27 protein-coding genes are annotated in these 25,076 nt (G+C 61.4%); 11 read left to right on the plus strand and 16 right to left on the minus strand.

Annotated elements, in window-relative coordinates:
- Positions 1–4: 4 nt before the first annotated feature.
- Positions 5–625: a LysE family transporter gene (locus tag I9018_RS23970; protein ID WP_241107662.1), complete on the minus strand. Its 621-nt coding sequence runs from the start codon at positions 623–625 to the stop codon at positions 5–7.
- Between the two features lie 66 nt (positions 626–691).
- On the opposite strand from I9018_RS23970, the gene I9018_RS23975 reads away from it, so the two are divergent.
- On the plus strand, positions 692–1,627 hold the full coding sequence (locus I9018_RS23975; RefSeq protein ID WP_241107663.1) for a LysR family transcriptional regulator: 936 nt from the start codon (positions 692–694) through the stop codon (positions 1,625–1,627).
- Here I9018_RS23975 and I9018_RS23980 read toward each other — a convergent pair.
- On the minus strand, positions 1,624–2,541 hold the full coding sequence (locus tag I9018_RS23980; protein WP_241107664.1) for a LysR family transcriptional regulator: 918 nt from the start codon (positions 2,539–2,541) through the stop codon (positions 1,624–1,626). The genes I9018_RS23975 and I9018_RS23980 overlap by 4 nt on opposite strands.
- Before the next feature lie 120 nt (positions 2,542–2,661).
- Between I9018_RS23980 and I9018_RS23985 the strand changes: the two genes are divergently transcribed.
- From I9018_RS23985 to I9018_RS23995, 3 genes are all read left to right on the plus strand, one after another.
- Complete coding sequence (locus tag I9018_RS23985) at positions 2,662–3,093, plus strand: PACE efflux transporter (RefSeq protein ID WP_068579293.1); 432 nt, start codon at positions 2,662–2,664, stop codon at positions 3,091–3,093.
- A gap of 97 nt (positions 3,094–3,190) precedes the next feature.
- A complete protein-coding gene (locus I9018_RS23990) occupies positions 3,191–3,823 on the plus strand; it encodes a glutathione S-transferase (protein ID WP_241107665.1) in 633 nt (210 codons plus the stop codon).
- Positions 3,824–3,976: 153 nt separating this feature from the next.
- Positions 3,977–4,492: a hypothetical protein gene (locus tag I9018_RS23995; protein ID WP_068579286.1), complete on the plus strand. Its 516-nt coding sequence runs from the start codon at positions 3,977–3,979 to the stop codon at positions 4,490–4,492.
- A gap of 54 nt (positions 4,493–4,546) precedes the next feature.
- Here I9018_RS23995 and I9018_RS32750 read toward each other — a convergent pair whose 3' ends face one another.
- Complete coding sequence (locus tag I9018_RS32750) at positions 4,547–5,866, minus strand: PAS domain-containing methyl-accepting chemotaxis protein (protein ID WP_277398078.1); 1,320 nt, start codon at positions 5,864–5,866, stop codon at positions 4,547–4,549.
- Positions 5,867–6,433: 567 nt separating this feature from the next.
- Entirely contained in the window at positions 6,434–7,294 is an 861-nt protein-coding gene (locus I9018_RS24010) for a LysR family transcriptional regulator (RefSeq protein ID WP_241107666.1), read from the minus strand.
- A gap of 98 nt (positions 7,295–7,392) precedes the next feature.
- Here I9018_RS24010 and gstA point away from each other — a divergent pair, with 98 nt between their 5' ends.
- Both gstA and I9018_RS24020 read left to right on the plus strand, forming a co-directional pair.
- Positions 7,393–7,995: a glutathione transferase GstA gene (gstA, locus tag I9018_RS24015; RefSeq protein WP_068579277.1), complete on the plus strand. Its 603-nt coding sequence runs from the start codon at positions 7,393–7,395 to the stop codon at positions 7,993–7,995.
- A gap of 95 nt (positions 7,996–8,090) precedes the next feature.
- Positions 8,091–8,510: a GNAT family N-acetyltransferase gene (locus I9018_RS24020; RefSeq protein WP_241107667.1), complete on the plus strand. Its 420-nt coding sequence runs from the start codon at positions 8,091–8,093 to the stop codon at positions 8,508–8,510.
- Positions 8,511–8,519: 9 nt separating this feature from the next.
- On the opposite strand, the gene def is transcribed toward I9018_RS24020, so the two are convergent.
- From def to I9018_RS24035, 3 genes are all read right to left on the minus strand, one after another.
- Positions 8,520–9,059, minus strand: a complete 540-nt coding sequence (def, locus tag I9018_RS24025) for a peptide deformylase (protein ID WP_241107668.1) — start codon at positions 9,057–9,059, stop codon at positions 8,520–8,522.
- A gap of 2 nt (positions 9,060–9,061) precedes the next feature.
- Complete coding sequence (locus tag I9018_RS24030; RefSeq protein ID WP_068579267.1) at positions 9,062–10,006, minus strand: YihY/virulence factor BrkB family protein; 945 nt, start codon at positions 10,004–10,006, stop codon at positions 9,062–9,064.
- A gap of 175 nt (positions 10,007–10,181) precedes the next feature.
- Positions 10,182–10,373, minus strand: a complete 192-nt coding sequence (locus tag I9018_RS24035; protein WP_068579264.1) for a CsbD family protein — start codon at positions 10,371–10,373, stop codon at positions 10,182–10,184.
- A gap of 212 nt (positions 10,374–10,585) precedes the next feature.
- Here I9018_RS24035 and I9018_RS24040 point away from each other — a divergent pair, with 212 nt between their 5' ends.
- The gene (locus I9018_RS24040) at positions 10,586–10,963 is read left to right on the plus strand and encodes a hypothetical protein (protein WP_068579262.1); all 378 of its coding nucleotides are present in this window, start codon (positions 10,586–10,588) and stop codon (positions 10,961–10,963) included.
- Between the two features lie 60 nt (positions 10,964–11,023).
- On the opposite strand, the gene fadD1 is transcribed toward I9018_RS24040, so the two are convergent.
- Both fadD1 and fadD2 read right to left on the minus strand, forming a co-directional pair.
- Complete coding sequence (gene fadD1, locus I9018_RS24045) at positions 11,024–12,715, minus strand: long-chain-fatty-acid--CoA ligase FadD1 (protein WP_068579258.1); 1,692 nt, start codon at positions 12,713–12,715, stop codon at positions 11,024–11,026.
- Positions 12,716–13,059: 344 nt separating this feature from the next.
- Positions 13,060–14,748: a long-chain-fatty-acid--CoA ligase FadD2 gene (gene fadD2, locus I9018_RS24050; protein WP_241107669.1), complete on the minus strand. Its 1,689-nt coding sequence runs from the start codon at positions 14,746–14,748 to the stop codon at positions 13,060–13,062.
- 214 nt (positions 14,749–14,962) lie between these two features.
- Here fadD2 and I9018_RS24055 point away from each other — a divergent pair, with 214 nt between their 5' ends.
- Positions 14,963–15,907 carry an alpha/beta hydrolase gene (locus I9018_RS24055; RefSeq protein WP_241107670.1) on the plus strand — a complete coding sequence of 315 codons (945 nt, stop codon included), beginning with the start codon at positions 14,963–14,965 and terminating at the stop codon, positions 15,905–15,907.
- Positions 15,908–15,952: 45 nt separating this feature from the next.
- Positions 15,953–16,423, plus strand: coding sequence for a MaoC family dehydratase (locus tag I9018_RS24060; protein ID WP_068579250.1), 471 nt, complete (start codon positions 15,953–15,955; stop codon positions 16,421–16,423).
- A 15-nt stretch (positions 16,424–16,438) separates the two neighbouring features.
- Here I9018_RS24060 and I9018_RS24065 read toward each other — a convergent pair whose 3' ends face one another.
- The 4 genes from I9018_RS24065 to I9018_RS24080 form a co-directional block, all read right to left on the minus strand.
- Positions 16,439–17,305 (minus strand): HlyD family secretion protein, encoded by an 867-nt coding sequence (locus I9018_RS24065; RefSeq protein WP_068579249.1) that lies wholly within the window; start codon positions 17,303–17,305, stop codon positions 16,439–16,441.
- A 10-nt stretch (positions 17,306–17,315) separates the two neighbouring features.
- Positions 17,316–17,522 (minus strand): DUF1656 domain-containing protein, encoded by a 207-nt coding sequence (locus I9018_RS24070; protein WP_068579245.1) that lies wholly within the window; start codon positions 17,520–17,522, stop codon positions 17,316–17,318.
- Complete coding sequence (locus I9018_RS24075) at positions 17,509–19,497, minus strand: FUSC family protein (RefSeq protein ID WP_241107671.1); 1,989 nt, start codon at positions 19,495–19,497, stop codon at positions 17,509–17,511. The genes I9018_RS24070 and I9018_RS24075 overlap by 14 nt, the downstream gene beginning before the upstream one ends.
- Before the next feature lie 155 nt (positions 19,498–19,652).
- Positions 19,653–20,120, minus strand: a complete 468-nt coding sequence (locus tag I9018_RS24080) for a PA2169 family four-helix-bundle protein (RefSeq protein ID WP_241107672.1) — start codon at positions 20,118–20,120, stop codon at positions 19,653–19,655.
- 231 nt (positions 20,121–20,351) lie between these two features.
- Between I9018_RS24080 and I9018_RS24085 the strand changes: the two genes are divergently transcribed.
- A complete protein-coding gene (locus I9018_RS24085; protein ID WP_068579239.1) occupies positions 20,352–20,588 on the plus strand; it encodes a DUF3820 family protein in 237 nt (78 codons plus the stop codon).
- Between the two features lie 45 nt (positions 20,589–20,633).
- Positions 20,634–21,824, plus strand: a complete 1,191-nt coding sequence (locus tag I9018_RS24090; RefSeq protein ID WP_241107673.1) for an aminotransferase class V-fold PLP-dependent enzyme — start codon at positions 20,634–20,636, stop codon at positions 21,822–21,824.
- A 152-nt stretch (positions 21,825–21,976) separates the two neighbouring features.
- On the opposite strand, the gene I9018_RS24095 is transcribed toward I9018_RS24090, so the two are convergent.
- The 3 genes from I9018_RS24095 to zwf are packed head-to-tail and all read right to left on the minus strand — an operon-like array spanning position 21,977 to position 24,829.
- Complete coding sequence (locus tag I9018_RS24095) at positions 21,977–22,642, minus strand: bifunctional 4-hydroxy-2-oxoglutarate aldolase/2-dehydro-3-deoxy-phosphogluconate aldolase (RefSeq protein WP_241107674.1); 666 nt, start codon at positions 22,640–22,642, stop codon at positions 21,977–21,979.
- A 17-nt stretch (positions 22,643–22,659) separates the two neighbouring features.
- A complete protein-coding gene (gene pgl / locus I9018_RS24100; RefSeq protein WP_241107675.1) occupies positions 22,660–23,373 on the minus strand; it encodes a 6-phosphogluconolactonase in 714 nt (237 codons plus the stop codon).
- Entirely contained in the window at positions 23,360–24,829 is a 1,470-nt protein-coding gene (zwf, locus tag I9018_RS24105; protein WP_068579228.1) for a glucose-6-phosphate dehydrogenase, read from the minus strand. Before zwf ends, pgl begins: the two co-directional genes overlap by 14 nt.
- Positions 24,830–25,076 lie beyond the last annotated feature (247 nt).

Here is a 25,076-nt window from a genome sequence, read left to right on the forward strand (position 1 = left end):
CGCCTCAGGGGCGCACGTTCAAGACACCGAGCAACAAGCCGAAACCCACCAACACCGCGCCGAACAGTTGATCGATCCGGCGCTTGTAGGCCAGCAGCCGGCCAGCGATGGCCGGCGCCGAGAAGAACAGCGCCACCGCCACGAACCACAGCACATGGGCCAGGACGATGATCGCGCCGTAGCCCAACTGCACCGGCAAGCGGGTTCCCGGCTCAATCACCTGCATGAACAGGCTGAGGACGAAGATCATCGTCTTCGGGTTCAGCGCATTGGTCAGTAGGCCACTGCGCAGGGCCGCCCAACCGGACATCACCTGGCGCTGCACCAGCGCCTCCTGCCCTGCCGACGCCGGGCTGCGCAGCAGCTTGTAGCCTAGGTAGATGAGGTACATCGCCCCGGCGCTCTTCAGCACCGTGAACCACAGCAGCGACTGCTGCAGCAGCACTCCCACCCCCAGCAAGCTGTAGCCGATATGCAGCATGACCCCCAGCCCGATGCCCAGGGCAGTGAGCACGCCGTGGCGCCGCGAAAGCATCAGGCTATTGCGGGTGACCAGGGCAAAATCGGCGCCCGGACTGAGCACCGCGAGAATGGTAATAGTGAGTACGACTAACAGTTCGGTCACGACAGCTACGCCTTGGTTATAGAATCAGGCGCTACTGTATGGGGACCTCGACGGAAACAGCCAACGATGAAAACTGACACCCACGGTGATAAAAACTCACAGTCATTGCGTCGCCGCCTGCCGCCCCTGGGAGCCCTGCGCTGCTTCGAGGCAGCGGCGCGCCTGGAGAGCTTCACCCGCGCCGGTGCCGCCCTGCACTTGACCCATGGCGCCATCAGCCGCGCCGTACGAGCCCTGGAAGAAGACCTGGGTACGCCGCTGTTCGAGCGGCGCAGCCACCGGGTCTTCCTCACCCCTGCTGGCCATGAACTGTTGCACAGCGTGAGCCAGGCCCTGGACCTGATCGAAGGCACCACCAGCCGCTTGCGCGCATCCGAACCCAAGGCGCCGCTGGTGCTGTCCTGCGAGCCAACCTTGTTGATGCGCTGGCTGATCCCGCGACTGCCGCAATTCCAGGCCCAGTACCCTGAGGTGTCGATCCAGTTGCTGGCCGGCGGCGGGCCCTTCTCTTTCAATGCCGGGATCGACCTGGCGATTCGCCGCAACGATTTCACCTGGAGCCACCCAACCCAGGCCCACTGGCTATTCGACGAGAGCATCGGCCCAGTCTGCCGCCCCGAACGCCAGGCCGATTGGGCGCCCCTGGACCAGGGACTGGCGCGCCTGAGCGAACACGCACCACGACTGCACAGCGCCACCCGCCCCGAGGCCTGGCAGCAGTGGTTGCAGCGACAGCGACAGCCAGGCCAGGCGACGCCCCAGGAACAGGTCTTCGAGCATTTCTATTTCAGCCTGCAAGCAGCGGTGGCAGGCCTGGGGGTGGCCATGGCGCCCTGGCAACTGGTGCGCGACGACCTGGCCAGTGGGCTGCTATGTGCGCCTTTCGGCTTCATCGCCGATGACAGCGCCTATTACCTGCTGGCGCCACAGCCCATCGACGAAGACTCGGCGGCCGGGCAGTTGCTGCGCTGGCTGCGCCAGCAAGCCCTGCCGACTGGCTAAGCCCCTGGCATCAGCGGCTGACCCAGGGCCGGGTCCTGGCCGCTGAGCAACTGCACCAGGGCCAGGGCGCCCTTCTGCAACGGCTGGTTCTTCAGCCATACCGCATGCACCGGCAAGGTCAGGCCGTTGTCGATGTTCTTGAAGCGCAGGCGCTGCAGGCGCCCGGCCGCGAACAACGGACGCAACACCGACAACGGGAAGTTGCCCCAGCCGATACCCGTTTCCACCATGTGCAGGGCCATGGCCAGGCTGTCGGTACGCCAACGGGATTCGCCCACCAGGGGCCGGGTGTCGCTGATGGGCAAGTCGCGGCTGGCCACCACCACCTGGCGTACCTGGATCAGGTCCTCCAGGTACAAGCTGCCGTCGCTGGCCTGGAACAGCGGATGGCGGGCGGAAATACAGGCCGTCATGCGCTCGCTGCCCACGTACTGGAAGTACTCCAGGGCATTGACGCTCAAGCCGGCGAACGCCACCGCGACACTGACCCGCCCATCGTGCAGCAACTGCAACACGTCGTCCTGCGGCGCACAGAGCACCTCTACCTCAAGCAGTGGATGGCGCTCGGCAATCAGCTTGATGGCCGCCAATACCCGTTGTTTGTCGATGTCGTCCACCACCGCCACCGACAGCTTGCTCTCAAGGCCCAGGGACAGCTCGACGGCATGCACCTGCAGTTGCCGCAGCTGGTCGGCGATCAAGCGCGCATGGGGCGCCAGGGACAAGGCCAGGGGGGTGGGCACCGGCTCGCGATGGCTGCGGTCGAACAAGGCATAACCCAGCTCGGCCTCAAGGTTGGCGATCCCCATGCTCACCGCCGAGGGCACCTTGCCCAGGAACCGGGCAGCCGCAGAAAAAGATCCGCGCTCAAGCACGGCAAGAAACAACTGGATGCTGTCACTGGAGAAATTCATGGCGCCAACCTATCAGAAAACCTGAAAGCTTCCGACTTTTTCTGTCACTCCAACTGAAGTTATCGTTCACGCCCCTGCCAGCTAAGCCCTGGCCACTCCATTCAAGACAAAGGAACCCCCATGCAAGGCGTGAAACGCAAACTGGTCTACGTCTCCCTGTTCGAAGTATTCGGCATGACCTTCTCGGCCCTGGGCCTGGCCTTGCTGTCCGGCACCTCGCCCACCAGCACCGGCCCACTGGCCGTGATCATCACCAGCATCGCCGTGACCTGGAACTTCATCTACACCAGCCTGTTCGAGCGCTGGGAAAGCCGCCAGGCCTCGCGCACCCGGACCGTCAAGCGGCGCATCGCCCATGCCGTGGGCTTCCAGCTGACACTGATCGTGTTCCTCATCCCACTGATCGCCTGGTGGATGAACATCAGCCTGGTACAGGCCTTTCTCCTGGACTTGGCATTGATCCTGTTCATTCCTTGCTACACCTTCGCCTTCAACTGGCTGTTCGACAAAGTCTTCGGCCTGCCGGCCTCGGCCTTGCCCGATCCCGCCTGAGGCTTGCAAACCGTATCGAAGGCCACATCACCGTCGCCGCCGCATCGCCACACTGATAGATTCCCATGGCCGTCCGAACCACGAACAAGGAAGCGTCATGGGAACCCCCTGCAGAATTCTCGGTAAAGCCTCGTCCATCAATGTCAGGAAAGTCTTGTGGACTTGTGAGGAGCTTGGCTTGCCCTATCAACAGGAAGACTGGGGCAGTGGCTTTCGCTCGACCCACACCCCCGAATTCCTGGCCCTCAACCCCAATGCCCAGGTGCCCGTGCTGATCGACGAAGCCGGCGTCCTGTGGGAATCCAACAGCATCTGTCGCTACCTGGCCAACCTGCACCCAGGCAGCGGCCTGTTGCCGATCGCTCCACGGGCCCGGGCCCTGGTGGAACAATGGATGGACTGGCAGGCCACGGAACTCAATCCTTCCTGGAGCTACGCGTTCATGGGCCTGGTACGCCAGCACCCCGACTGCCAGGACAGCCGGCGCCTGGGCGCCAGCCTGCAGGTCTGGAATGCCAAGATGCAGATCCTCGAACAGCAGCTGGCACGTACACAGGCCTACGTTGCCGGTGACGATTTCAGCCTGGCGGATATCGTCCTCGGGCTCTCGGTCAATCGCTGGCAAATGACCCCCATGGAGCACCCGGACTTCCCCGCCGTGGGCGCCTACTACGAGCGCCTGAGCCAACACCCGGGGTTCCTGTTGCACGGGCGCAACGGCACGCCATGACGCCACCGGCTTTGCCAGGAAGCGGCAAGAACTGTCCGCTTTCTGCCCCCGGCTCCCTACCGACAAAAGCAAACCATTGATTTAAAATGACTTAAATATCGGCATGGAATTTGCTGTATCAATAACCTAGTTCCCTAACACAGGTTCCAGATCATGTTGGTCAACGCCCAGAACTCCGTTTCGGTGCAGCCCACTTCGCGCACCGATATGGACCCGACTACTGCCGCCGCCAGCGCTCTGTACAGCGGCATGCTGCAACAGGCCCAGAATTCCGTGACCGTGCCGGCCAGCCAGTCCAGCCAACAACAGCAGATCAACAGCGTGACTGACAACGTCAACGCAGCCTTCGCCAAGACTCGCGTCCTGCTGCAACAAGCCACGCCACCCGCCACCAGCGCGCCACAGGCCAACAATGCCACCCAGAGCGATGCCATGTCCGAATTCAAGGACTACATGAGCAAGACTCCGGAGCAACGCCTGCGCGACAGCATCCTCCAGGAAATGGGCCTCACCGAGGATGATCTGCAGAGCATGTCTCCCGAACGCCTGATGGCGATCAACCAGGAAATCTCCCAGCGTATGCAGGACAAGCTGAAACTGGCCAAGCAAGAGCAGCAGTCCAACGACAGCATGAAGCCGGTCGAAGAGAAATTCCTCGCCTCGCTGTAATCACGCGCAATGAAAAAGGGTTCCCTGCGGGAACCCTTTTTTGTGCCCGAGCGCCTACTGCAACTGCAAGGATGAGTTGAACTGGCTGATGGCATCCACCACATGGCGCGAGCCTTGCTGGATCTCCAGGATCACCTCCCCGGCTTCATTCGCCAACTCGACCCCGAGCCCGGTACGACTCAGGCTCGACTGCATGCTGCTGACCGCGCTCTTGGACAGGTCGTGGTTCTTGCGCACCACCTCGACGATCTCCACCGTCGCCTGGCTGGTACGGGCCGCCAAGCTACGCACCTCGTCCGCTACCACCGCAAAACCTCGCCCATGCTCGCCAGCCCGGGCAGCCTCGATGGCCGCATTGAGCGCCAGCAGGTTGGTCTGGTCGGCGATCCCGCGGATGGTCTGGACGATGGTGCCGATGATCTCCGATTGCTTGCTCACTGCATCGATACTGAGCGCCGCCGCATTCAGGTCATGGGAGATCTGCTGGATGATCTCCACAGTCTGCTGTACCACTTCCGAGCCCTTCTGGGCGCAGGCGTCGTTCTGCACCGACGTACTGTGGGCCGACTCGGCCGCCGATTGCAGCGTGGTCATCTGTTGGGTGATGTCACTGGCGAACTTGACCACTTTGTACAAGCGCCCCTTGGCGTCGAACAAGGGGTTATAGGAAGCCTCGAGGAATACGGTCTGGCCATATTTGTTTTCCCGCTCGAAACGGTGGGAATGGTATTCGCCGCGATTCAACGAAGCCCAGAACTGCTTGTACTCGGTCGATTCGGCTTCGGCTCGGTGGCAAAACATGCTGTGGTGCTGGCCGACGATTTCGTTGAGCGAATACTGCATGGTCTTGAGGAAGTTATCGTTGGCCGTGATGATCCGGCCGTCCGGACTGAACTCGATGATCGCCATGGAGCGCCCGATAGCATTGAGCAGGCTCTGGTTCTCATGCTCCAGATGAATGCGATCGGAGATATCCGAGGCCACCTTGATCACGCTGCGCACTTGGCGATTGGCATCGAACACCGGCATGTAGCTGGCTTCAAGCCATATTTCCTCGCCCTTCTTGTTCAATCGCACGAAGGTATCGCTGATCGACTCCCCCCGGGCGAGGTCGCGCCACAACTTGTTGTAGGCCTCGCTGCGATAGAACTCTTCCTCGCAAAAGATCCGATGATGCTTGCCACGTATTTCCTCGACCGAATACCCCATGACCAGGCAGAAATTCTCGTTGGCATCGAGCACGATACCATCGGGGGAAAACTCGATCATCGCCATGGAGCGACTGATGGCCGCCAACTTGCCATTGGCTTCGTCCAGGGCGCAATTGAAGCGCTCGATTTCCAGCAGGTCAGCCTTGTGATGTAGGTTAAACATGGTTGTATCACCTTCAACGCTGTCTTTTGTTTGACGGAATTTCCTAGTCTTTCAACTGATCCACCACAACGTTCATAAAGCATGGCAAGCGCCCTCCCCTATACGAGAGGAAGTGTCAGGTGATAAGTGATGTTTAATCGGAGAGTCCGTGTTGCAACGCTCTTATCAAGCCATCCTTTACTTGATGACCCATGACCGGGTCGGACCTAACAAAGAAAGCAGGCTCCATCTAATTTCAACGCTCCTGACCCGCTGGTGCCTCTAGTTGCGCACTCTTGCGGCTATCGGTAACACCGGTACGGCTGCAAAAAATAGTTGCAGCAACATCAACTACAAGAACATGAACATCGCAAAAGCAGACACTCCAATGCCAACAGATACGAATTTTCACGTTTGAGCATAGACAGCCAATGCCTCTATGCAAGGCCACTAGTCAGGCTGTTTTCACAACTTCCAGGGCACTGGAAGTCATTCGCGATAAGTAACAAATAAGACATAAACATGGCTTATCAGAAGATCCTGGTGCCGGGCATCTAGAGTCGTTGCAGGTGCTGCCCGGCAGGGTATCTAACGCGCTTCGAGAGTAGCCAGGAACGCCTGCGCCATGGCGCCTGGCTCTCGCCCGGGGGCGGACACCAGCGCGAACTCTCGCTCCACCGTGGAACTCAAGGGCAGCACCCGCAAACCCTGGCGCTGCTCGGGCAAGGTGCTCAGGGGAACCAGGGTGACCCCCAGCCGTTCGCGCACCAGGCTGAAGGCACTGCTCCACTCGCGTACCTCGACCCGTATATCCGCCAGCGTCAACCCGGCAGCGGCAGCCAGGCTGCGGGCGTTCACCGAACAACCACCGGTGGCCAGGATGAAAGGCTGCTCCAGAAGGCTCGCCAGGTCGATGCTCGGCTCCGGCCAGGGATGATCCTCAGGCAATACCGCCACCCAGGAGTCGCGCCCCAACAGCCAGGAGCGACGTCCGGGATCAGGGTTGAGCACCACCCCAAGGTCCACCAGCTGCGCATCGAGCAAGGCATGCACCTCATCATCGCTGACTTCCAGTTGCACCACCTCGATTCCCGGATACAGCTGGTTGAAACGGCGCAACAGCGGTGGCAGGAAGGTCGCCAGGACCACGGGAAAACCCGCCAGGCGCAGGCTACCCTGGGGAATGCCCCGGGCCGCTTCCACCTCTCGGCGGATCTGTGCCAGGGCTCCGAGCATCACTCGCGCCTGCTCCAGGACCTGCAAGCCAATCGCGGTGGGCAGGGCCTGGCGATTGTCGCGAATGAACAACTGCACACCCAGCATGTCCTCCACCTGGGCCAGGGCCTGGCTGGCCCCGGACTGGGTCATGCCGACCTGTTCGGCGGCGCGGGTGATGGTGCCGCGTTCGGCGATCGCCACCAGCAGGCGCCAGTGCATCAGGTTCATCATGGCAGTAGCTATCCTTATGGCCGCTTTCTGAAAGATTAATTTTACCCATGCTACCAGCGTCCACGACACTGGCTCGCCCCCTTACTAGAGACCTGCCGATGAAACTCTATTACGCCCCTCAAGCCTGCTCCATGGCCTCCCATATCATCCTGCGCGAACTGCAACTGCCCTTCGAAGCGATCCGTGTCGACAACCGCAGCAAGCGCACCGCCGACGGCCAGGACTTCCTCGGCATCAACCCCAAGGGTTATGTGGCCGCCTTGCAACTGGACAACGGCGAGGTGCTCACCGAGGGCCCGGCCATCCTGCAATACCTGGCTGACCTCAAGCCCGAGAGCGGCCTGGCTGCCCCCAATGGCACCTGGCAACGGGTGCGACTGCAGGAAACCCTGAACTTCATCACCACCGAGATCCACGGCCCCCTGGGCTACCTGTTCAACTCGGCCTTCGATGAACCGGCCCAAAAAGTGTTCCGCCAGAAGCTGGCCAAGCGCCTGGCACTGCTGGAGCAGACACTGGAACGCCAGGACTACCTGCAAGGCTCACAATTCGGGATTGCCGATGCCTACCTGTTCACGGTGCTGCGCTGGACCGCCCTGTTCGCCATCGAGCTGGCGAACTGGCCGGCCCTGGTGCGATTCCAGGCCCGGGTAGAACAGCGCCCGGCCGTGCGTGATGCACTGGCAGTGGAACTGGCCTGAGTCCTCTCCCTCTGCCGGACACGGCCCCAGAATGGCCTGTGCTTGGCGGAGGGTTTCCTTATAATCCGCGCCTCTTGCCAACCCTTTGCGCGCCCATGCCCAACGTCCATATCAGCCTGCTTAGCGAAGCTTCACGCCCCTTGCTGAACAAGTTCTATCGCCAGCACCGGTCAACCATGCGTGCCTCCGGCGAGGGTCAGCTGTGGGTGCTCAGGGATGACGAGATCGTGGCGGGGATGAGCCTCACACCAGTGGAACAGGGGCATTGGCTGACGGGTTTGTTCGTCGCCCCACGCAGCCGGGGCCAGGGCCTGGCCAGGCGCCTGATCGAACAGACGCTGCAGGAGACGCCGGGGCCGGTCTGGCTATTCTGCCACCCGGACCTGGAAGCCTTTTATCAATGCCTGGGCTTCACTCGCGATCCCCGACTACCGCCGCCCCTGGTGGAGCGACTGGCCCGCTACCAACGCAGCAAACCCCTGCTGGCCATGGCCAGCAGGGATGGTCGGGCCTGAGCCTCGGCGTCAGTCGTCAGCGTTGGGATCGAGGTCGGGAAACAGCACCTGGGTGAAACCGAACTTGCGAAAATCACTGATGCGCGATGGATACAGCCGACCAATCAGGTGATCGCATTCATGCTGCACCACCCTGGCATGAAAGCCCGAAGCCACGCGCACTACAGGCTCGCCCTTGGGGTCGAAGCCTTCATAGCGAATATGCTGGTAACGCGGCACCACGCCCCGCATGCCGGGGACCGAGAGGCAACCTTCCCACCCCTCTTCCTGAATCGGGCTCAAGGGGGTGATCAGCGGGTTGATCAGGATGGTCTGCGGCACCGCCTCGGCCTCGGGGTAACGCTCGCTGTGTTCGAAGCCGAAAATCACTAGTTGCAGGTCGACACCGATCTGCGGTGCAGCCAGCCCTACGCCGCCCACGCTCTCCATGGTCTGGAACATATCGTCGATCAGTTCCCACAGTTGTGGGCTATCGAACATCTCGGGCGGTACCGCAGGAGCGACGCGCAGCAGGCGCTCGTCACCCATCTTGAGGATTTCACGGATCATGTTCAGGCTTCGTCTGTGCTCGGCTGGAGCGAGTGGTCCCGACCCAGTCCCGAAATATGTTGTTTGTCGCCGGGGCCGCCAAAGTCCTTTTCACCAGGATCCTTGCCTTCAGCCGACATGTGCTCGATCACCGCATTCATCTCTGCCCCCAGCAGCAGCACTGCGGACGAGATATAGAAATACAGCAACAACACGATGATCGCGCCGATACTGCCATACATCGCGTTGTAGTTAGCGAAGGTTTTCACGTAGTAGGCAAACCCCAGGGAGGCGACGATCCACACCACCACCGCCAGCACCGAACCTGGGGTGATGAAGCGAAATTTCTGCTTCACATCGGGCATCACGTAGTACATCAGGGCCACGGCCACCATCATCAACAGCACGATCACCGGCCAACGCAGGATGGTCCACAAGGTGACGATGAAATCCTCCAGGCCCACCTGCCCTGCCAACCACGCCATCACCTGCGGGCCCAGCACCATCAATGCCGCGGCGGCCAGCAGCATGCCGGCGATGCCCACGGTGTAGAAAATCGACAGCGGGAAGCGCTTCCAGATCGGCCGCCCCTCCACCACGTCGTAGGCGGCATTCATGGCGCTCATCATCAGCCGCACACCCGCCGAGGCGGTCCAGAGGGCGATGACGATACCCACGGACAACAAGCCGCCCTTGGACTGCTGCAACTGGTCGATCACCGGATTGACCTGCTCCAGGGCCTCGTGAGGCAACACCATCTCAGCCTGCATGCGCAGCCAGGAGAAAAAGTCCGGCAGGTGCAGGAAACCGATCAGGGCGATGAGAAACAGGATGAAGGGGAACAACGAGAACAGCATCTGGTAGGCCAGGGCCGAAGCGTAGGTGGACATCTCATCCGCGATGAACTCATTGACCGTACGAATCAATACGCGGTGCAGGGGCAGGCCTTTGAGGTCCGGAAAAATCATAGCGTCTCCTTTCGCCGCAAAAAGATTGAAGTCGCTGGCGACTCAGGGGGCGTTTTCTACAACAAATTAGCCTAGTTGGCGAACCACAACCACGGCCATCGGCAGATTGCCAGGGCCCATGCATGACGACGGCCATCCGCGGATGGCCGTCGTGTCAACTACAGGGTACGCCTGCTCAGGCCTTGTCGATGGTCTTCTTCACTGCATCCTTGGCCTTGCCGAGTGCCTGCTGGGCTTCGCCCTTTTTTTCCTGCAACTTGCCTTCGGCCTGCAACTTGCTGTTGTCGGTGGCCTTGCCGATGCCTTGCTTGACGTTACCGATGGCTTCATTGGCCAAGCCCTTGGCCTTATCCGCTGCACTACCCATGGTATTTCTCCGGTGAGTTGTCGTTGGTCGAATCAGGAACAAAATGCCTCGTTGCCCAAGATTGACTCGAAGCGCTTGCGCAGAGTTTCAATTATTTTTATTGGGCCTTTCATCGCCGACCCACGGTTGCACTTTATGTTTGCCAGGCAACCCGGGAGAATGCTCGCCCTGTTCAGGCCAGGCCCTGAAGATCCAATTTTCGTAGGAAGCTTATGAAACTCGATAAAAAGCAGGCTATCGCCCGTAGAAACCAGGAACTGGGCGGGGCGGTGCTGGACGTCAACAACTGCCAGTTCGCGGAGCTCAACCGCAACCGCAATATCTGGTGGTTCGACATCCTGCTGGCCCGCCTGGCCGTCGGCCAGCACGAATGGCTGCACCTGCTGCTGCATACCCCGAGTACCGACCAGCTGATCCACCTGAAGGTGCCCACCGCCTTCCTGCGCAAAAGGCGCGAGGGCCTGGTGGTGCGCAACGAAGGCAAGCGCAAGTCCGCCCTGAGCCTGGAGCTGAGCGCCGACAAGGACTCGTTCCTCAAGGATGTACGCCCGGCGGGTACTGGCGTGGGCTTCGCCCAGTTCCGCCAGTAACCTCTTGGCGCAGAAACAGAAAAGCCCCGCACTGGCGGGGCTTTTTCTGACTGCTGCGAGTTACTTCTTCACGCCGAGCTTCTTCAGCTCTTCATCGCGCAATTCGCGGCGCAGGATCTTGCCGACGTTGGTGGTTGGCAAGGCATCACGGAACTCCACGGCCTTGGGCACCTTGTAGCCGGTGACATTGGCCCGCATGTGGGTCATCACCTGCTCCTTGGTCAGGGTAGCCCCCGGCTTGACGACGATGAAGACCTTGATGGTCTCGCCGGACTTCTCGTCCGGCACACCGATCGCCGCGCATTGCAGGACGCCTGGCAGCGAAACGAGCACGTCCTCCAACTCGTTGGGGTACACGTTGAAACCCGAGACCAGGATCATGTCCTTCTTGCGGTCGACGATACGGATGTAGCCATTGGGTTGAATCAACGCAATGTCGCCCGTCTTGAGCCAGCCTTCGCTGTCCAGGACTTCATCGGTGGCGTCCTGGCGCTGCCAGTAGCCCTTCATCACCTGCGGGCCCTTCACGCACAGCTCGCCGACTTCGCCCAGCGGCAATTCCTCACCGGCATCGTTGACCACCCGGCACAGGGTAGACGGTACCGGAATGCCGATGGTGCCGACCTGGATGTTCTGGGCCGGGTTGACCGTGGCCACCGGGCTGGTCTCCGTCATGCCGTAGCCTTCGCAGATCGGGCAGTTGGTCACGGACTTCCAGCGTTCGGCGGCTGCCAGTTGCAGGGCCATGCCGCCGGAGAGGGTGACCTTCAACGCGGAGAAATCCAGCTTGCGGAACGCCTCGTTGTTGCACAGGGCAACGAACAGGGTGTTGAGGCCGACGAACCCGCTGAACTTCCACTTCGACAGTTCCTTGACCATCGCCGGCAAATCCCGCGGGTTGCTGATCAGGATGTTGTGGTTGCCCATGAGCATGATGGCCATGCAATGGAAGGTGAAGGCATAGATGTGGTACAGCGGCAGAGGGGTGATGAGGATCTCGCAACCTTCGTTGAGGTCCGAGCCCATCAGTGCCTTGCACTGCAGCATGTTGGCCACCAGGTTGCGGTGGGTCAGCATCGCGCCCTTGGCGACACCGGTGGTACCGCCGGTGTACTGCAATACCGCCACTTCGCCGTTGGCGGGGTTGGCTTCCTGGACCGGCTGGCCCTGGCCCATGCGCAGCGCATCATTGAACTTCACGGCCTGGGGCAGGTGGTAGGCCGGCACCATCTTCTTCACGTACTTGATGACGCTGTTGATCACCAGGCGCTTGAGCGGGGGAAGCAGGTCCGCCACCTCGGTGACGATCACATGCTTGACCCCGGTCTTGGGCACCACGGCTTCCGCCAGGTGGGCCATGTTGGCCAGGCAGACCAGCGCCTTGGCACCGGAGTCGTTGAATTGGTGCTCCATTTCCCGTGCGGTATACAGCGGGTTGGTGTTGACCACGATCAGGCCAGCACGGATCGCACCGAACACCGCGATCGGGTATTGCAGCAGGTTGGGAAGTTGCAGAGCGATTCGATCACCGGGCCGCAAATCGGTATGCTGTTGCAGATACGCGGCAAAAGCCCCGGACAGCTCGTACAGTTCACCGTAGGTGATTGTCTTGCCGAGGTTGCTAAAGGCCGGCTTATCGGCGAAACGTTGGCAGGACTGCTTCAATACCGCCTGAATATTCGGATACTCGTCTGGATTGATATCGGCAGCAATCCCAGCTGGGTACTTATCCTTCCAAAAGTCTTCGATCATGGAAGCCCACTCCTCAGCAACGCGAATTCATCACCGCATTCGATGCGATTTTTATTGGGTGTGTGTTTTTTATTGATGTCTTAATTTGTGGTGAGTCTGGCTTTTTTCTAGGCCGAGAAGTCACAAAGCGCGCCGAGAGTAGCAGCTTTGGAAAAGGCCGCCTAGAGCCAAAAAAGGCCTGAATAGTCACGGATATGACTCAAGACCATTTAATGGTCATTTTTAGAGTAAAAATTCTACAACCCTGAATTCCGCTCTGGTCCGCGGCTTTGCGCCCGACCAAAGCAGAGCGGGCAAGCCGTCGAACCGACCGGCTTGCCCGCGCAAGGTCGAGCGGACGGACCTCAGGCGATATCACGCAACTCGCGACGCAGGATCTTTCCCACTGGAGTCATCGGCAACGACTCGCGCAAGACGATGTGCTTGGGCACCTTGTAGCCGGTGAAGTTTTCCTTGCAGTAGGCCTTGAGTTCCTCAAGGCTGACCCCGGTTTCACGGGGCACCACGAACAGCTTCACGGCCTCGCCGGAACGTTCGTCCGGCACTCCGATTACCGCGCAGTTGGCCACCTTCGGGTGAGCCATCACCACATCCTCGATCTCGTTCGGATACACGTTGAAACCCGAGACGATGATCATGTCTTTCTTGCGATCGACGATACGCACGAAACCATCTGGATCGATGACGGCAATGTCGCCGGACTTGAACCAACCCTCGGCATCGAGCACCTCTGCCGTGGCCTCGGGTTTGTGCCAGTACCCCTTCATGATCTGCGGGCCCTTGATGCACAGTTCGCCACGCTCGCCCAGGGCCAGCTCCACGCCCTGGTCGTCGATGACCTTGACGAGGGTGCCAGGCACCGGCAAGCCGACGGTCCCCAGGCGTGAACTCTCGCCATAGGGGTTGGTGCAAGCCACCGGCGAAGTCTCGGTCAGGCCATAGCCCTCGGTGATCCGGCAACCCGTGATCTGCTGCCAGCGCTCGGCCGTGGCCTTGACCAGCGCCGTGCCACCGGAGTTGGTCAGCTTGAGGTTGGAGAAATCCAGGTGCTTGAACTCCGGATGCTCCATCAGCGCGACGAACAACGTGTTCAGCCCCAGCAATGCCGAGAAACGCCAGTTCTTCAGTTCCTTGATGAAGCCGCCGATGTCCCGCGGGTTGGTAATCAGCACATTGTGGTTGCCGGTGACCATCATGCACATGCAGTTCGCGGTGAAGGCATAGATATGGTACAGCGGCAGCGGCGCCACCATTACCTCCTGACCCTCGCGCCACTGGGTGTGGCCGTCCGGCCCGTGCTGGCCGAGGCAGGCACGAACCTGCTGCATATTGGCCACCAGGTTGCCATGGGTCAGCATCGCGCCCTTGGCCAGGCCTGTAGTACCACCGGTGTACTGCAATACCGCCACATCATCGAGCCCCGCGGCCTGGGGCTTGAGGCTCTGGCCACGCCCCAGGCGCAAGGCGCTCTTGAAAGAGATGGCCTGGGGCAGGTGGTAGGCCGGCACCATCTTCTTCACCTTGTCCACTATGGTGTTGACCAGCCAGCCTTTGGCGGCGGGCATCAGGTCGCCCATCCTGGCCTCGATCAGGTACTGGATATCGGTGTCGCCCTGCACCTCCTGGACCTTCTGCCCGAACATGTTCAGGTAGACCAGGGCCCGGGCCCCGGAGTCCTTGAACTGGTGGCGCATCTCCCGCGCGGTGTACAGCGGATTGGTGTTGACCACGATCAACCCCGCACGCAGTGCACCGAACACGGCGATCGGGTATTGCAGGACATTGGGCATCTGCACCGCGATGCGATCCCCAGGAGCCAGGTCGGTCTGGCTCTGCAGGTAGCCGGCGAAAGCCGCGCTGTAGCGCTCCAGCTCGGCGTACGTCAGCGTCACCCCCATGTTGCTGAAGGCCGGGCGATCGGCAAATTTCTTGCAGGAACGCTCAAACACCTCGATCACCGACTTGTAGGCCCCCAGGTCGATCTCGTTGGGGACTCCGGCAGGGCGCTTATCATTCCAGAAATCAGGTTGCATTATTCTTGTCCTCTTATTTGCCTGAACGGTCCTGGCCACCTCTGTAACGCTGTCAGCGGCGGGGCTCCTGGGACGTTAGCAGCTATGGCGATTCAGGCAAATATGCGCGAGTGTGTCATTAATTGTGTGAATCTTGCGTCCAACAGGCCTGCGAATCAGACGCACGTCCGGCGATGCGCTATAAAGTGCAGCGTCTTCGAGCAAAGGAATAGCCATGACCCACGACATGTTCTGGTTGACCACGAGTGATCATCAGCGCCTCTTCGTCAACCAGTGGCTGCCAGAGAGCCCGCTAAAGGCCGTGATCCTGCTGTCCCATGGCATGGCCGAGCACAGCGGCCGCTATGCACGCCTGGCCCAGGCCATGTGTTCTGCGGGCTATGGCGTCTATGCGCCAGACCAGCGCGGCCATGGCCAGAGTGCCGGACACGGGGTCCTCGGCCACTACGCCGACCATGGCGGCTGGAACAAGGTGGTCGGCGACCTGGCCAGCCTCAACCAGCATATCGGCCAGCAGCATCCCGCCACGCCCATCGTGCTGCTGGGGCACAGCATGGGCAGCTACATCGCCCAGGCCTACCTGCTGCACCACAGCGCCAGCCTGTACGGGGCGATTCTCAGCGGATCCAACTTCCAACCCGTGGCCCTGTACCGTGCCGCTAGCCTGATCGCTCGCTTCGAACGCTGGCGCCAGGGCGGCCAGGGACGCAGCGCATTGATCGAGTGGCTGTCCTTCGGCTCCTTCAACAAGGCCTTCAAGCCCAATCGCACCGCCTTCGACTGGCTCAGCCGCGATCCGGCGGAGGTCGACAAGTACGTCAACGACCCGCTGTGCGGATATCGTTGCACCAACCAGCTATGGATCGACCTGCTGGGCGGCCTGCAACAGATCAGCAAGATCACCAACTTGGCGCAGATCGACCCGGGCCTGCCATTGCTGGTGATGGGCGGCGAATGTGATCCGGTGAGCGATGGCAAGCGTCTCAAGGATCTGGCCGGTGCTCTGCGCGAGGCCGGCAGCCAGTGCCTGCAGCTCAACATCTACCCGCAGGCGCGCCATGAGCTGTTCAACGAGAGCAATCGCGACCAAGTAACCCAGGACGTACTGACCTGGCTGGAGCAGGCACTGCAGCACCGCCGCCCAGCACGCTCTGAATAGAGCTGCGCCAGTACGCTCATTTATCTGTCAGAGGATTTCCGCAAGATGACCCAGGTGACCAACACACCTTACGAAGCCCTGGAGGTCGGCCAGACCGCCCAGTACAGCAAGACTGTCGAGGAGCGTGATATCCAGTTGTTCGCCGCCATGTCCGGCGATCACAACCCGGTACACCTGGACCCCGAGTTCGCCGCTGCGACCATGTTCAAGGAACGCATCGCCCACGGCATGTTCAGTGGCGCCCTGATCAGCGCCGCAGTCGCCTGCGAGCTGCCTGGCCCGGGCACCATCTACCTCGGCCAGCAAATGAGCTTCCAGAAGCCGGTGAAGATCGGCGACACCCTGACCGTGCACCTGGAAATCCTGGAAAAACTGCCCAAGTTTCGCGTACGCATCGCCACCCGCGTGCTCAACCAGCGCGATGAGCTGGTGGTCGACGGCGAAGCCGAGATCCTTGCCCCGCGCAAACAGCAGACCGTGACCCTGCCCACCCTGCCGGCCATCACCATCGGCTGAGGCCTGGGCAAGCCCCTACTTGCCACTCCCCTCTTCGACCTGGACGCTGGCGGTCATGCCGGCGCTCAGGTTGACACCCTCGGGCACCTTGTCGAGCTTGATCCGCACTGGAATCCGCTGGGCCAGGCGTACCCAGTTGAATGTCGGCTCCACCTCGGCCAGCAGTTGCCCGTCAGGCGTGGCGTTGCGGTCAGTGATCCCTCGGCTGATGCTTTCGACATGCCCCTGCAAGGCCTCCCCGGCGCTCATCAGCCAGACCTTGACCGGGTCACCAACCTTGATCCGCGGCAATTTGGTTTCCTCGAAGTAGGCCTGTACATAGAACGTCGAGTCGTCGATCAGCGCCATCACCGACTGCCCGGCATTGACGTAATTACCCTCGGCCAGGCGCAAGTTGGTGATGTGCCCGTCACGGGGTGCATGCACCTGGCTGCGCGCCAGGTTCAATTCAGCGACCTTGGCTTCGGCCTGGGCCTGGCGCAGCTCGCCACGGGCGATGCCGGCATTGATCTGGGCATTTTCCCGCAGCTCGGCACTGATGGCCTGGGGCCCCAGGGCAGCACGACGACTGGCCTCATGCTCACGCAAGCTCAATTGCTGCTGGCGGGTCTGCACCACCGCCTGGGCTTTTTCCAGGGCCGCCTCGAAGCGATCGCGGTCGATGCTCAGCAACAGCTGCCCGGCCTTCACCGACTGGTTGTCCGCCACCTTGAGTTCACGGACCCAGCCGGATACGTCCGGAGCCACGATCACCACGTCAGCGCGAATTCGGGCATCGCGAGTCCAGGGGGTAAGCATGTAGTACTGCCACAGGTGATAACCGGCGAAGACCGCCAGCGCCACCAGGCACAAGGTAAACACGACACGTACGGGTGTACGCATGATCAACTCCTTATAAAGGCCCGAGAACGAGCGTCACCACCGTCAACACACAGACGTACAGGGCACAATCGAACAAAGCCTCGTGCCAGATCCAGCGCCCCAGCCCGGTGGCTCGCACCAGGAGGCGCAACCCGCCGGTAATCAGCAGCGCCAATAGCACATAGATCAGGAACGGGCTGAGCAACACCCCACCCAATGCCCACTCACGCAGCCCCATGACTGTCCTCCTGCTGCCGGCACCAACTGCGCCAGCTGTTTTGCAATTGCCACACTGCGCCCTTGGCCAGCTTCAGCGCATCGCTGGAAGGGTACTGCTCCAGGGCCTGGAGCAAGGCTGCACCCGGCGCGACCAGGGCATCCTGGCGACTGCCCGCAGGTCCTTGCTGCAGGACCTTCTGCAATTGCTCGAAGTAATCGCGTTGCGCCTTGCTCGCCGGTACCTGGGCCACCGCAAGGCTCAAGCGCAGGTGCATCAACTCATCGCCGATATCCAACCCCAGCAGGCCATCGTCCCAACGGCTGCGGGCCGGCTCCGGCAGCTCCGGATAATGTCGTGCCAATTGCAACAGCCGATCGGCCATGCGCCCACCGAACCAGCTTTCGGCGCCCCGCAGATTGCGCCGAGTCAGGCGCACCAGATCGCTCAGGGTCGCCGCCAGCAAACGTCGACCGTGCCAGGCCGGATCACGCAGGATCAGAAGGTGGAAGGCCAACACGGCAGCGCCCACTCCCAACACCATGGCCTGGGCACTGTTGAAGAAATTGGCCACATCGAAGCTCATCCGGTTCATCGGCGAGATCAGCACAATGAAATGCAGGCAGAACGACGTCGCGGTCGCGCCGATCTGCGGCTTGGCCATGCCCAGGGCACCAAGGAACAATGGCACGCCCATGGCCATTGCCAGCATCGGGAAGCCACTCCACTGAGGCAGCAGGATCTGCCCGACCACAAAGGCCGAAGGGACCGCCAAAAAGATCCCGCGCATGAAGCTCATGCCGATCTGCGCGCCGTTCTCCCGACTGGCGAACAGGCCACACACCACGCAGGTCAGCAACATCGCCCCGGAAGCGGCGGGCCAGGCCGTGGCCAGCCAGAAGCTGGCCACGGCCAGGAACGCCAGGGCGCTGCGGGCGCCGAATACCAGGGCCAGCGAGAGATCACGATGGGGGCTCAGGTTCGCCGGTTGCTCCAGCGGTGCCCGCCCCTGCTCCACCGCATCCAGGGCCAGGCTCGCGGCCAGGGCGGTGTCCAGCAACAAGGCAAAACGTGCCAGGCAGAAACTCTGTGCCGGGCTTATTCGCTCATCATGGGAAGCGTCCAGCAAGCGTCTTCGCAATGCCTGCAGGGCGGCCGTGTCCGCAATTGCCAGGGCTTGCTGTACCTCCTCCATCCAGGGCTGCAACTGCCGGGCTTGCTCCACGTCCAGTTGTTTCCACTGGCGCCGCACCGAGCGGGAGATACGCAGCAGCATCAGCAACTTCTGGCTCAGGCCACTGATGGCCCGGGCCCGCAGGCGTCCGGAAGGCCCTTCGAACCAGGCATGTTCACGCTGGGAATCCACGGCAACGATCCGCCCGAGGATCTCCAGCAAGCCCTTGCGATCCAGGGCCTCGCCGGCCAGCGTGGCACGGGCTGCCTGCATGCCGCTTTGCCAGGCAGCGCGGGCCTGGTCGGCCAATTGGCGTTCGACACGCATGGGCCAGATCAAGGCGCTGCTGGCGGTTGCACAAATGATCCCCAGGGAAATCTCCGTACAGCGCGCCACGGCCTGATCGAAGATACTCAGTGGATGACTGATGGCCGGCAGGGCAATGATCGCCACGGTGTAGCCCGCCAGCACGAAAGAATAGGACCAGGCACTGCGCAGCAAGGTCGAACTGGCAGTGCACAGCCCCAGCCACAAGGCGAGTACCAACAGGAACAACCAGGGCGTCTGGGCGAACAGCGCCATGAACAACACCGACATGATGGTTCCGATCAAGGTCCCCAGCAGCCGCGCCAGGCCCTTCTGCAGGACCATCCCGGACAGCGGTTGGGCAACGATGAACGCCGTCATCAAGGCCCACGACGGTTGCTCCAGCCCCCAGCGCAAGGCCAGCCACAGGGCCACACCTCCCCCCAACAGGGTCTTGATCGCGAACTGCAATGCGCGAAGGTCGGGAGCAAGCAAGGCCTGCAAAGTGATGGGCACGGGCAAGGACTCTCAGGGTATTGATTGAACGATAGTCGGGAACGGATGAGGTGGGCGCGAGCCAATTATTAGCAAGCTAACTAAATGCCGTCCAGCATTAAATTCCAGGCATAAAAAACGCCAGACTGGCTGGCGTTTTTGACAGGTTTTTAGCCTTAGTGACGAGCACGGGCCTGATTGCGCAGGGCCTTGACCTGATCATGGTTGCGTTGCGCGCCATGGTACTGGCGCTCCACGACATCGCGGATTCCCACCAGGTTGTGCTTGCCGATTTTCTCCAGGGCATCCTTGTAGGCCTTGAGCGCATGATCTTCACCACGCTCGGCCTCATTGAGCACCGCCTCCTCGTCCTTGCCTGTGACCAGGGATTTGAGATCGACCCACCGCCGATGCAGATCGCCGCTGACACTGGTGGAGGTCTCGGGATCGCCGCCCATCGAACGTACCACCGACTGCAGTTCCGCCGCTGCGCTGGCACAGTCGGTGGAGCGCTTGATGAACAGGGCCTTGAGCTCGGGATGCTTGATGTCATCGGCGCAGGTCTTGAAGCCCTCCTGGCCATCCTTGCTGGTCTCGATCAGGCTGTTGAGTACCGAAATCGCTTCTTTGTTCAAGTCAGTCATTTTCAGGTTCCTTGCAGGTTACGAGAATGGGATCGACCGTCGCCGACCTTCCTGCCGTTTACCATTGCAGTGCCCATGCCAGACTTTTCGATAAAATATTTATCTTTAAATTCAATAGGTTAACCATAGTCAGCAAATCTGTATCCGCGTTATTTGCATGATCTGTCATTTGGCCTGCATGCAGAATGCCTGTATTTTCCAAGGCTCTCGAATCACACCACGGTGGCCGCCATGAATCCTGAAACACTAGAACTTCTGGTCACCCGGGAAATGCCCTTCGGCAAGTACAAGGGCCGCATCCTGGCCGACCTGCCCGGCCCCTATCTCAACTGGTTCGCCCGCGAAGGCTTCCCCAAGGGCGAACTCGGTGGCCTGCTGGCCCTGATGCAGGAAATCGACCACAACGGCCTGTCCGACCTGCTCGATCCGCTGCGCGCCAAGCACGGCAAGCCCAAGCCCCGCCATTGACCGCTACCCCTTCCCTGAACCTCCATCACCGATAAAGAGCCCAGCATGCCAAGGACTGTCACCACGCTGGCCCGCGACGAAGAGCATTGGCGGGGCATTGCCCGGCAATTCGACCTCGAGTCCGGACCGATCAACCTCGAGAACGGCTATTTCGGACGCATGACCCGTACAGTGGCCGAGGACTACCAACGCAATATCCTGTGGGTCAACAGCAGCAATTCGGTGCATGTGCGCCAGCGCTTCGAGCAGGTCGAAGCGCTGCAGATCCGCCACCAGCTGGCACAACTGCTAGAGGTCCCGGATAACGCCGTGGCCTTGACCCGCTGTGCCTCCGACGCCCTGCAATCGCTGATCCGCAACTACAATCGCCTGCAACCCGGAGACCAGGTGCTGCTCAGCGACCTGGAGTACGACACAGTGAAAAGCGCCATGCGCTGGCTGGCCCGCCACCGCGGCGTGGAAGTGATAGAGATCCAGCACCAGCACCCTGCCAGTTTTGACAGTCTTGTGGCGACTTACAAGGATGCATTCGAGCGCTATCCGCGCCTCAAGTTGATGCCCCTGACCCACGTCACCCACCGCAGCGGCCTGGTGATGCCGGTCCAGGCCATCGCAGCCCTGGCCAAGGAATACCAGGTCGATATCATCCTCGACGGTGCCCACGCCCTGGGCCAGATCGATTTCGACCTGCAGCAGCTGGGTATCGCCTTCGCCGGTTTCAACCTGCACAAGTGGATCGGTGCGCCATTGAGCCTGGGCTTTCTCTACATCGATCCCGAGCGCCTGGACGCGATCGACCCCGACATGGACGAGTTCCACTTTCCAGTGGACGACATCCGCGCCCGCACGCCCTACAGCACGCCGAACATCCCGGCCTTGATGACCTTGCCGCGGGTGTTCGAAGAACACCGGGCCATGGGCGGCGCGGCAGCCAAGGGCGCGCGCCTGAATTACCTGCGCGAAACCTGGACCGAAGCCGTGCGCCAGTTGCCGGGCATCGAGGTGATGACGCCGGCAGACCCGCGCCTGTGCTGTGCCATCAGCGCCCTGCGCTTCACTCGCCACCAGGATCAGCAAGCCCTGGTGGACCGGCTACTGCACGACTACGACCTGTTCACGGTGATCCGCAAGGGCGCAGGCTTTGGCCCCTGTATCCGCATCACCCCGGGTCTGGCGACGCCGCTGGAACATATCCAGCGCCTGGTCGTCGCCCTTGAGGAGCTGGCCACCAGCTGAAGCCCTCCGGAGCCGCTGCCCCAGGGCCTTCATCAGCCCTTTGTGCCAGCGGTTCCGGGGAGTTCAGGGCGGCACTTTTTTCCGGGCAAAAAAAGGTGCGCCGACCAAGCGCACCATAAAGCCGTAGAACACACCAACGAATAGGATTGGATTCAGTCCAGCAGGGCCAGGGCCTGTGCCGTGCACTCCTGGATACGGGCCCAGTCGCCGTCCTTGATCCACTGCGGATCGAGCATCCAGCTACCGCCCACGCACATCACGTTCTTCAACGCCATGTAGCTCTTGATATTGGCCGGTCCGACTCCGCCGGTAGGGCAGAACTTGACCTCGCCGAACGGACCGCCCAGGGCCTTGATCGCCGCCACGCCACCGCTGACCTCAGCGGGGAACAGCTTGAAGCGGCGATAACCCAGGGCATACCCCTCCATGATCCCGGAGGCGTTGCTGATTCCCGGCAACAGCGGGATTGGGCTGGCGACGCTGGCTTGCAGCAGCTCGCGGGTGATGCCCGGGGTGACGATGAACTGCGAGCCCGCCGCCTCGGCCGCCGCCAGCATCTGCGGGTCGAGCACGGTGCCGGCGCCGGTCACCAGTTCCGGGCGCTGCTCGCGCAGGATCTGGATGGCCTTGAGGCCGAACTGCGAACGCAGGGTGACTTCCAGGGCCGTCAGGCCACCTGCGGCCAGGGCATCGGCCAGGGGCAGCACATCCTGCTCACGGGCGATGGTGATCACCGGCAGGATCCGCGCCTTGGCGCAGAGGTTGTCGAGCAGGGCTACTTTGTCCGCCATGGAAACGGTCGGAGGGAGGTTTGTCATCGCGGCTGATCCTTGGCTCATGGGCACCAGTAAATCTCTAACGGGGTTTGCAGAAAGGCACGAATCGGCATGTCGGCGACCACGTCGCCAGCCAGTGCGGTACTCAGGGTGGCCAGCTTGGACTGGCCGGATATCGACAGCAGGCTGCTACGGGCCGACGCCAACAGGGCCCGGCTCATGCTCAGGCGCTGACGGGGCACGGTGGGCGCCAGCATCGGCCAGCAACGGCGGCTGCCAGCGGGCTCGAGCGCCTCGGCCAGGTTCGGGCTGCCGGGGAACAACGAGGCCGTATGCCCGTCATCGCCCATGCCCAGCACCAGCACGTCGATCCCGGGCAACTGCGCCAGGGCCTCGTCGGCTTGCTGGGCGGCTTCTTCCAGGCTGGCCGCGGCGCTATAGAGGCCAAGGAAACGCGCCTTGGCCACCGGTCCCACCAGCAAGTGCTGCTTGAGCAGGCCGGCATTGCTATCGGCGTGTTCCACCGGGACCCAACGTTCGTCGGCCAGGCTGATCAGTACCCTGGACCAGTCCAGCTCCTGCTTGACCAGGGCCTGGAAGAACGCCACCGGACTGCGGCCACCCGATACCACCAGGGTCGCCTGGCCACGGGCTGCGATGGCCTCGCGCAGTTGTTCGGCGATCTTCAGGGCCTGGCCCGCTGCCAGAAGAGTCGAGCTGCGAAATTCGTGGGCGCGCACGCCCGCTGGCAATTGCAAATCAGATATCGCCATACCATGACCTCCCATCCCGCGTGATCAGTGCAATGGAACTCATCGGCCCCCAGGACCCGGCCGCATAGGGCTTGGGCGCATCGCCAGACTTCTTCCAGCCGGCGATCAACTGGTCGCACCACTTCCACGCGGCTTCGATTTCATCTTTGCGCACAAACAGGTTCTGGTTGCCGCGCATCACTTCCAGCAACAACCGCTCGTAGGCGTCGGGAATCCGCGTACTGCGATAGGTATCGGAAAAATTCAGCTGCAACGGGCCGCTGCGCAATTGCATGCCCTTGTCCAGGCCCTGCTCCTTGGTCATCACCCGCAACGAAATGCCTTCGTCCGGTTGCAGGCGGATGATCAGCTTGTTGCTGATCTGCAGGCGCTGCTCGGGGGCAAAGATGTAGTGCGAGGGTTCCTTGAAGTGGATGACGATCTGCGACAGTTTCTGCGGCATGCGCTTGCCGGTGCGCAGGTAGAACGGCACCCCGGCCCAACGCCAGTTGCGGATGTCGACACGCAGGGCGACGAAAGTCTCGGTGTCGCTTTGGGTGTTGGAGTTCTCTTCCTCCAGGTAGCCCGGCACCGACTGGCCTTCGCTATGGCCGGCAATGTACTGGCCACGCACCACCTGGGTGGTCAGGCCTTCGGGGCTGATGGGCGCCAGGGCCTTGAGCACCTTGACCTTCTCGTCGCGGATGCTGTCGGCCGAGAGGTCGGCCGGCGGGTCCATGGCGATCAGGCAGAGCAATTGCAGCAAGTGGTTCTGGATCATGTCCCGCAGCTGGCCAGCCTTGTCGAAATAGCCCCAGCGGCCTTCGATGCCGACCTTCTCGGCCACGGTGATTTCCACGTGGGAGATGTAGTTCTGGTTCCACTGGGTTTCGAACAGGCTGTTGGCAAAACGCAGGGCGATCAGATTCTGTACCGTTTCCTTGCCCAGGTAGTGGTCGATCCGATAGATGCGGTTTTCCGGGAAGAACTGCGCCACGGCGTCATTGACCTTGCGCGAGGACTCCAGGTCCGAGCCGATGGGTTTCTCCAGGACCACCCGGGTGTGCTGGTTCAGCCCGACCCGGGACAGGTTCTCGCAGATTGCCCCGTACACCGCCGCCGGAGTGGCGAAGTAAGCAATCAGGCGTTGCTCGCTGCCCACTCGCTCGGCCAGGCCCACATAGTCGTCGGCCTTGAGGAAGTCCACGTGCACATAGCTCAGGCGCACCAGGAAACGCTGCAAGACCTCGGCATCGATATTCTTGTCGCCAACGTACTTGTGCAATTCGGCTTCGATATTGGCCAGGTGTTCCTGCTCGCTGCCCGGCTCGCGGGCCAGGGCCAGGATCCGCGTGTCCTCATGCAAGAGGCCGGCGGCATCGAGCTGGTACAAGGCAGGAAACAGCTTACGCAGCGCCAGATCGCCCAGCGCGCCGAACAAGGCAAAGGTGCAGGGTTCAACCGTAATCGAAGGCATGATGTTTGTTCTTTTATCAAGTTAAGCTACAAATACCTTTTTTTAAGGTATCACTCAAGGAAAAATGTAGTAATAAACACAACATTTTTACAAAATATCGATTCGCGGTGGTGGTCACTCCAGGCCATCAGTAGGATAGGCCACCTCTCACCTTCGCATTGCAGGCGCGGCGAGCCCGGTACATAGCGCAATCACAGGCCCCTTGAAGGCAGTGCAGCAAGCACCATTGCCTACCCTGGGTTGACCG

The sequence above is a fragment of the Pseudomonas sp. MPFS genome, from assembly GCF_022537035.1.
In the GTDB taxonomy this organism is placed as follows: Bacteria; Pseudomonadota; Gammaproteobacteria; order Pseudomonadales; family Pseudomonadaceae; genus Aquipseudomonas; species Aquipseudomonas sessilinigenes.

Coding starts and splice junctions, on each gene's coding strand:
- I9018_RS24065 (WP_068579249.1), bottom strand. CDS start 17,305: ATGCGTACACCCGTACGTGTCGTGTTTACCTTGTGCCTGGTGGCGCTG.
- I9018_RS23975 (WP_241107663.1), top strand. CDS start 692: ATGAAAACTGACACCCACGGTGATAAAAACTCACAGTCATTGCGTCGC.
- zwf (WP_068579228.1), bottom strand. CDS start 24,829: ATGCCTTCGATTACGGTTGAACCCTGCACCTTTGCCTTGTTCGGCGCG.
- I9018_RS23995 (WP_068579286.1), top strand. CDS start 3,977: ATGTTGGTCAACGCCCAGAACTCCGTTTCGGTGCAGCCCACTTCGCGC.
- I9018_RS23980 (WP_241107664.1), bottom strand. CDS start 2,541: ATGAATTTCTCCAGTGACAGCATCCAGTTGTTTCTTGCCGTGCTTGAG.
- fadD2 (WP_241107669.1), bottom strand. CDS start 14,748: ATGCAACCTGATTTCTGGAATGATAAGCGCCCTGCCGGAGTCCCCAAC.
- I9018_RS24080 (WP_241107672.1), bottom strand. CDS start 20,120: ATGACTGACTTGAACAAAGAAGCGATTTCGGTACTCAACAGCCTGATC.
- gstA (WP_068579277.1), top strand. CDS start 7,393: ATGAAACTCTATTACGCCCCTCAAGCCTGCTCCATGGCCTCCCATATC.
- I9018_RS23985 (WP_068579293.1), top strand. CDS start 2,662: ATGCAAGGCGTGAAACGCAAACTGGTCTACGTCTCCCTGTTCGAAGTA.
- I9018_RS24035 (WP_068579264.1), bottom strand. CDS start 10,373: ATGGGTAGTGCAGCGGATAAGGCCAAGGGCTTGGCCAATGAAGCCATC.
- fadD1 (WP_068579258.1), bottom strand. CDS start 12,715: ATGATCGAAGACTTTTGGAAGGATAAGTACCCAGCTGGGATTGCTGCC.
- I9018_RS24055 (WP_241107670.1), top strand. CDS start 14,963: ATGACCCACGACATGTTCTGGTTGACCACGAGTGATCATCAGCGCCTC.
- I9018_RS24085 (WP_068579239.1), top strand. CDS start 20,352: ATGAATCCTGAAACACTAGAACTTCTGGTCACCCGGGAAATGCCCTTC.
- I9018_RS24030 (WP_068579267.1), bottom strand. CDS start 10,006: ATGATTTTTCCGGACCTCAAAGGCCTGCCCCTGCACCGCGTATTGATT.
- I9018_RS24090 (WP_241107673.1), top strand. CDS start 20,634: ATGCCAAGGACTGTCACCACGCTGGCCCGCGACGAAGAGCATTGGCGG.
- I9018_RS23990 (WP_241107665.1), top strand. CDS start 3,191: ATGGGAACCCCCTGCAGAATTCTCGGTAAAGCCTCGTCCATCAATGTC.
- I9018_RS24020 (WP_241107667.1), top strand. CDS start 8,091: ATGCCCAACGTCCATATCAGCCTGCTTAGCGAAGCTTCACGCCCCTTG.
- I9018_RS32750 (WP_277398078.1), bottom strand. CDS start 5,866: ATGTTTAACCTACATCACAAGGCTGACCTGCTGGAAATCGAGCGCTTC.
- I9018_RS24060 (WP_068579250.1), top strand. CDS start 15,953: ATGACCCAGGTGACCAACACACCTTACGAAGCCCTGGAGGTCGGCCAG.
- I9018_RS24040 (WP_068579262.1), top strand. CDS start 10,586: ATGAAACTCGATAAAAAGCAGGCTATCGCCCGTAGAAACCAGGAACTG.
- I9018_RS24095 (WP_241107674.1), bottom strand. CDS start 22,642: ATGACAAACCTCCCTCCGACCGTTTCCATGGCGGACAAAGTAGCCCTG.
- pgl (WP_241107675.1), bottom strand. CDS start 23,373: ATGGCGATATCTGATTTGCAATTGCCAGCGGGCGTGCGCGCCCACGAA.
- I9018_RS24070 (WP_068579245.1), bottom strand. CDS start 17,522: ATGGGGCTGCGTGAGTGGGCATTGGGTGGGGTGTTGCTCAGCCCGTTC.
- def (WP_241107668.1), bottom strand. CDS start 9,059: ATGATCCGTGAAATCCTCAAGATGGGTGACGAGCGCCTGCTGCGCGTC.
- I9018_RS24010 (WP_241107666.1), bottom strand. CDS start 7,294: ATGATGAACCTGATGCACTGGCGCCTGCTGGTGGCGATCGCCGAACGC.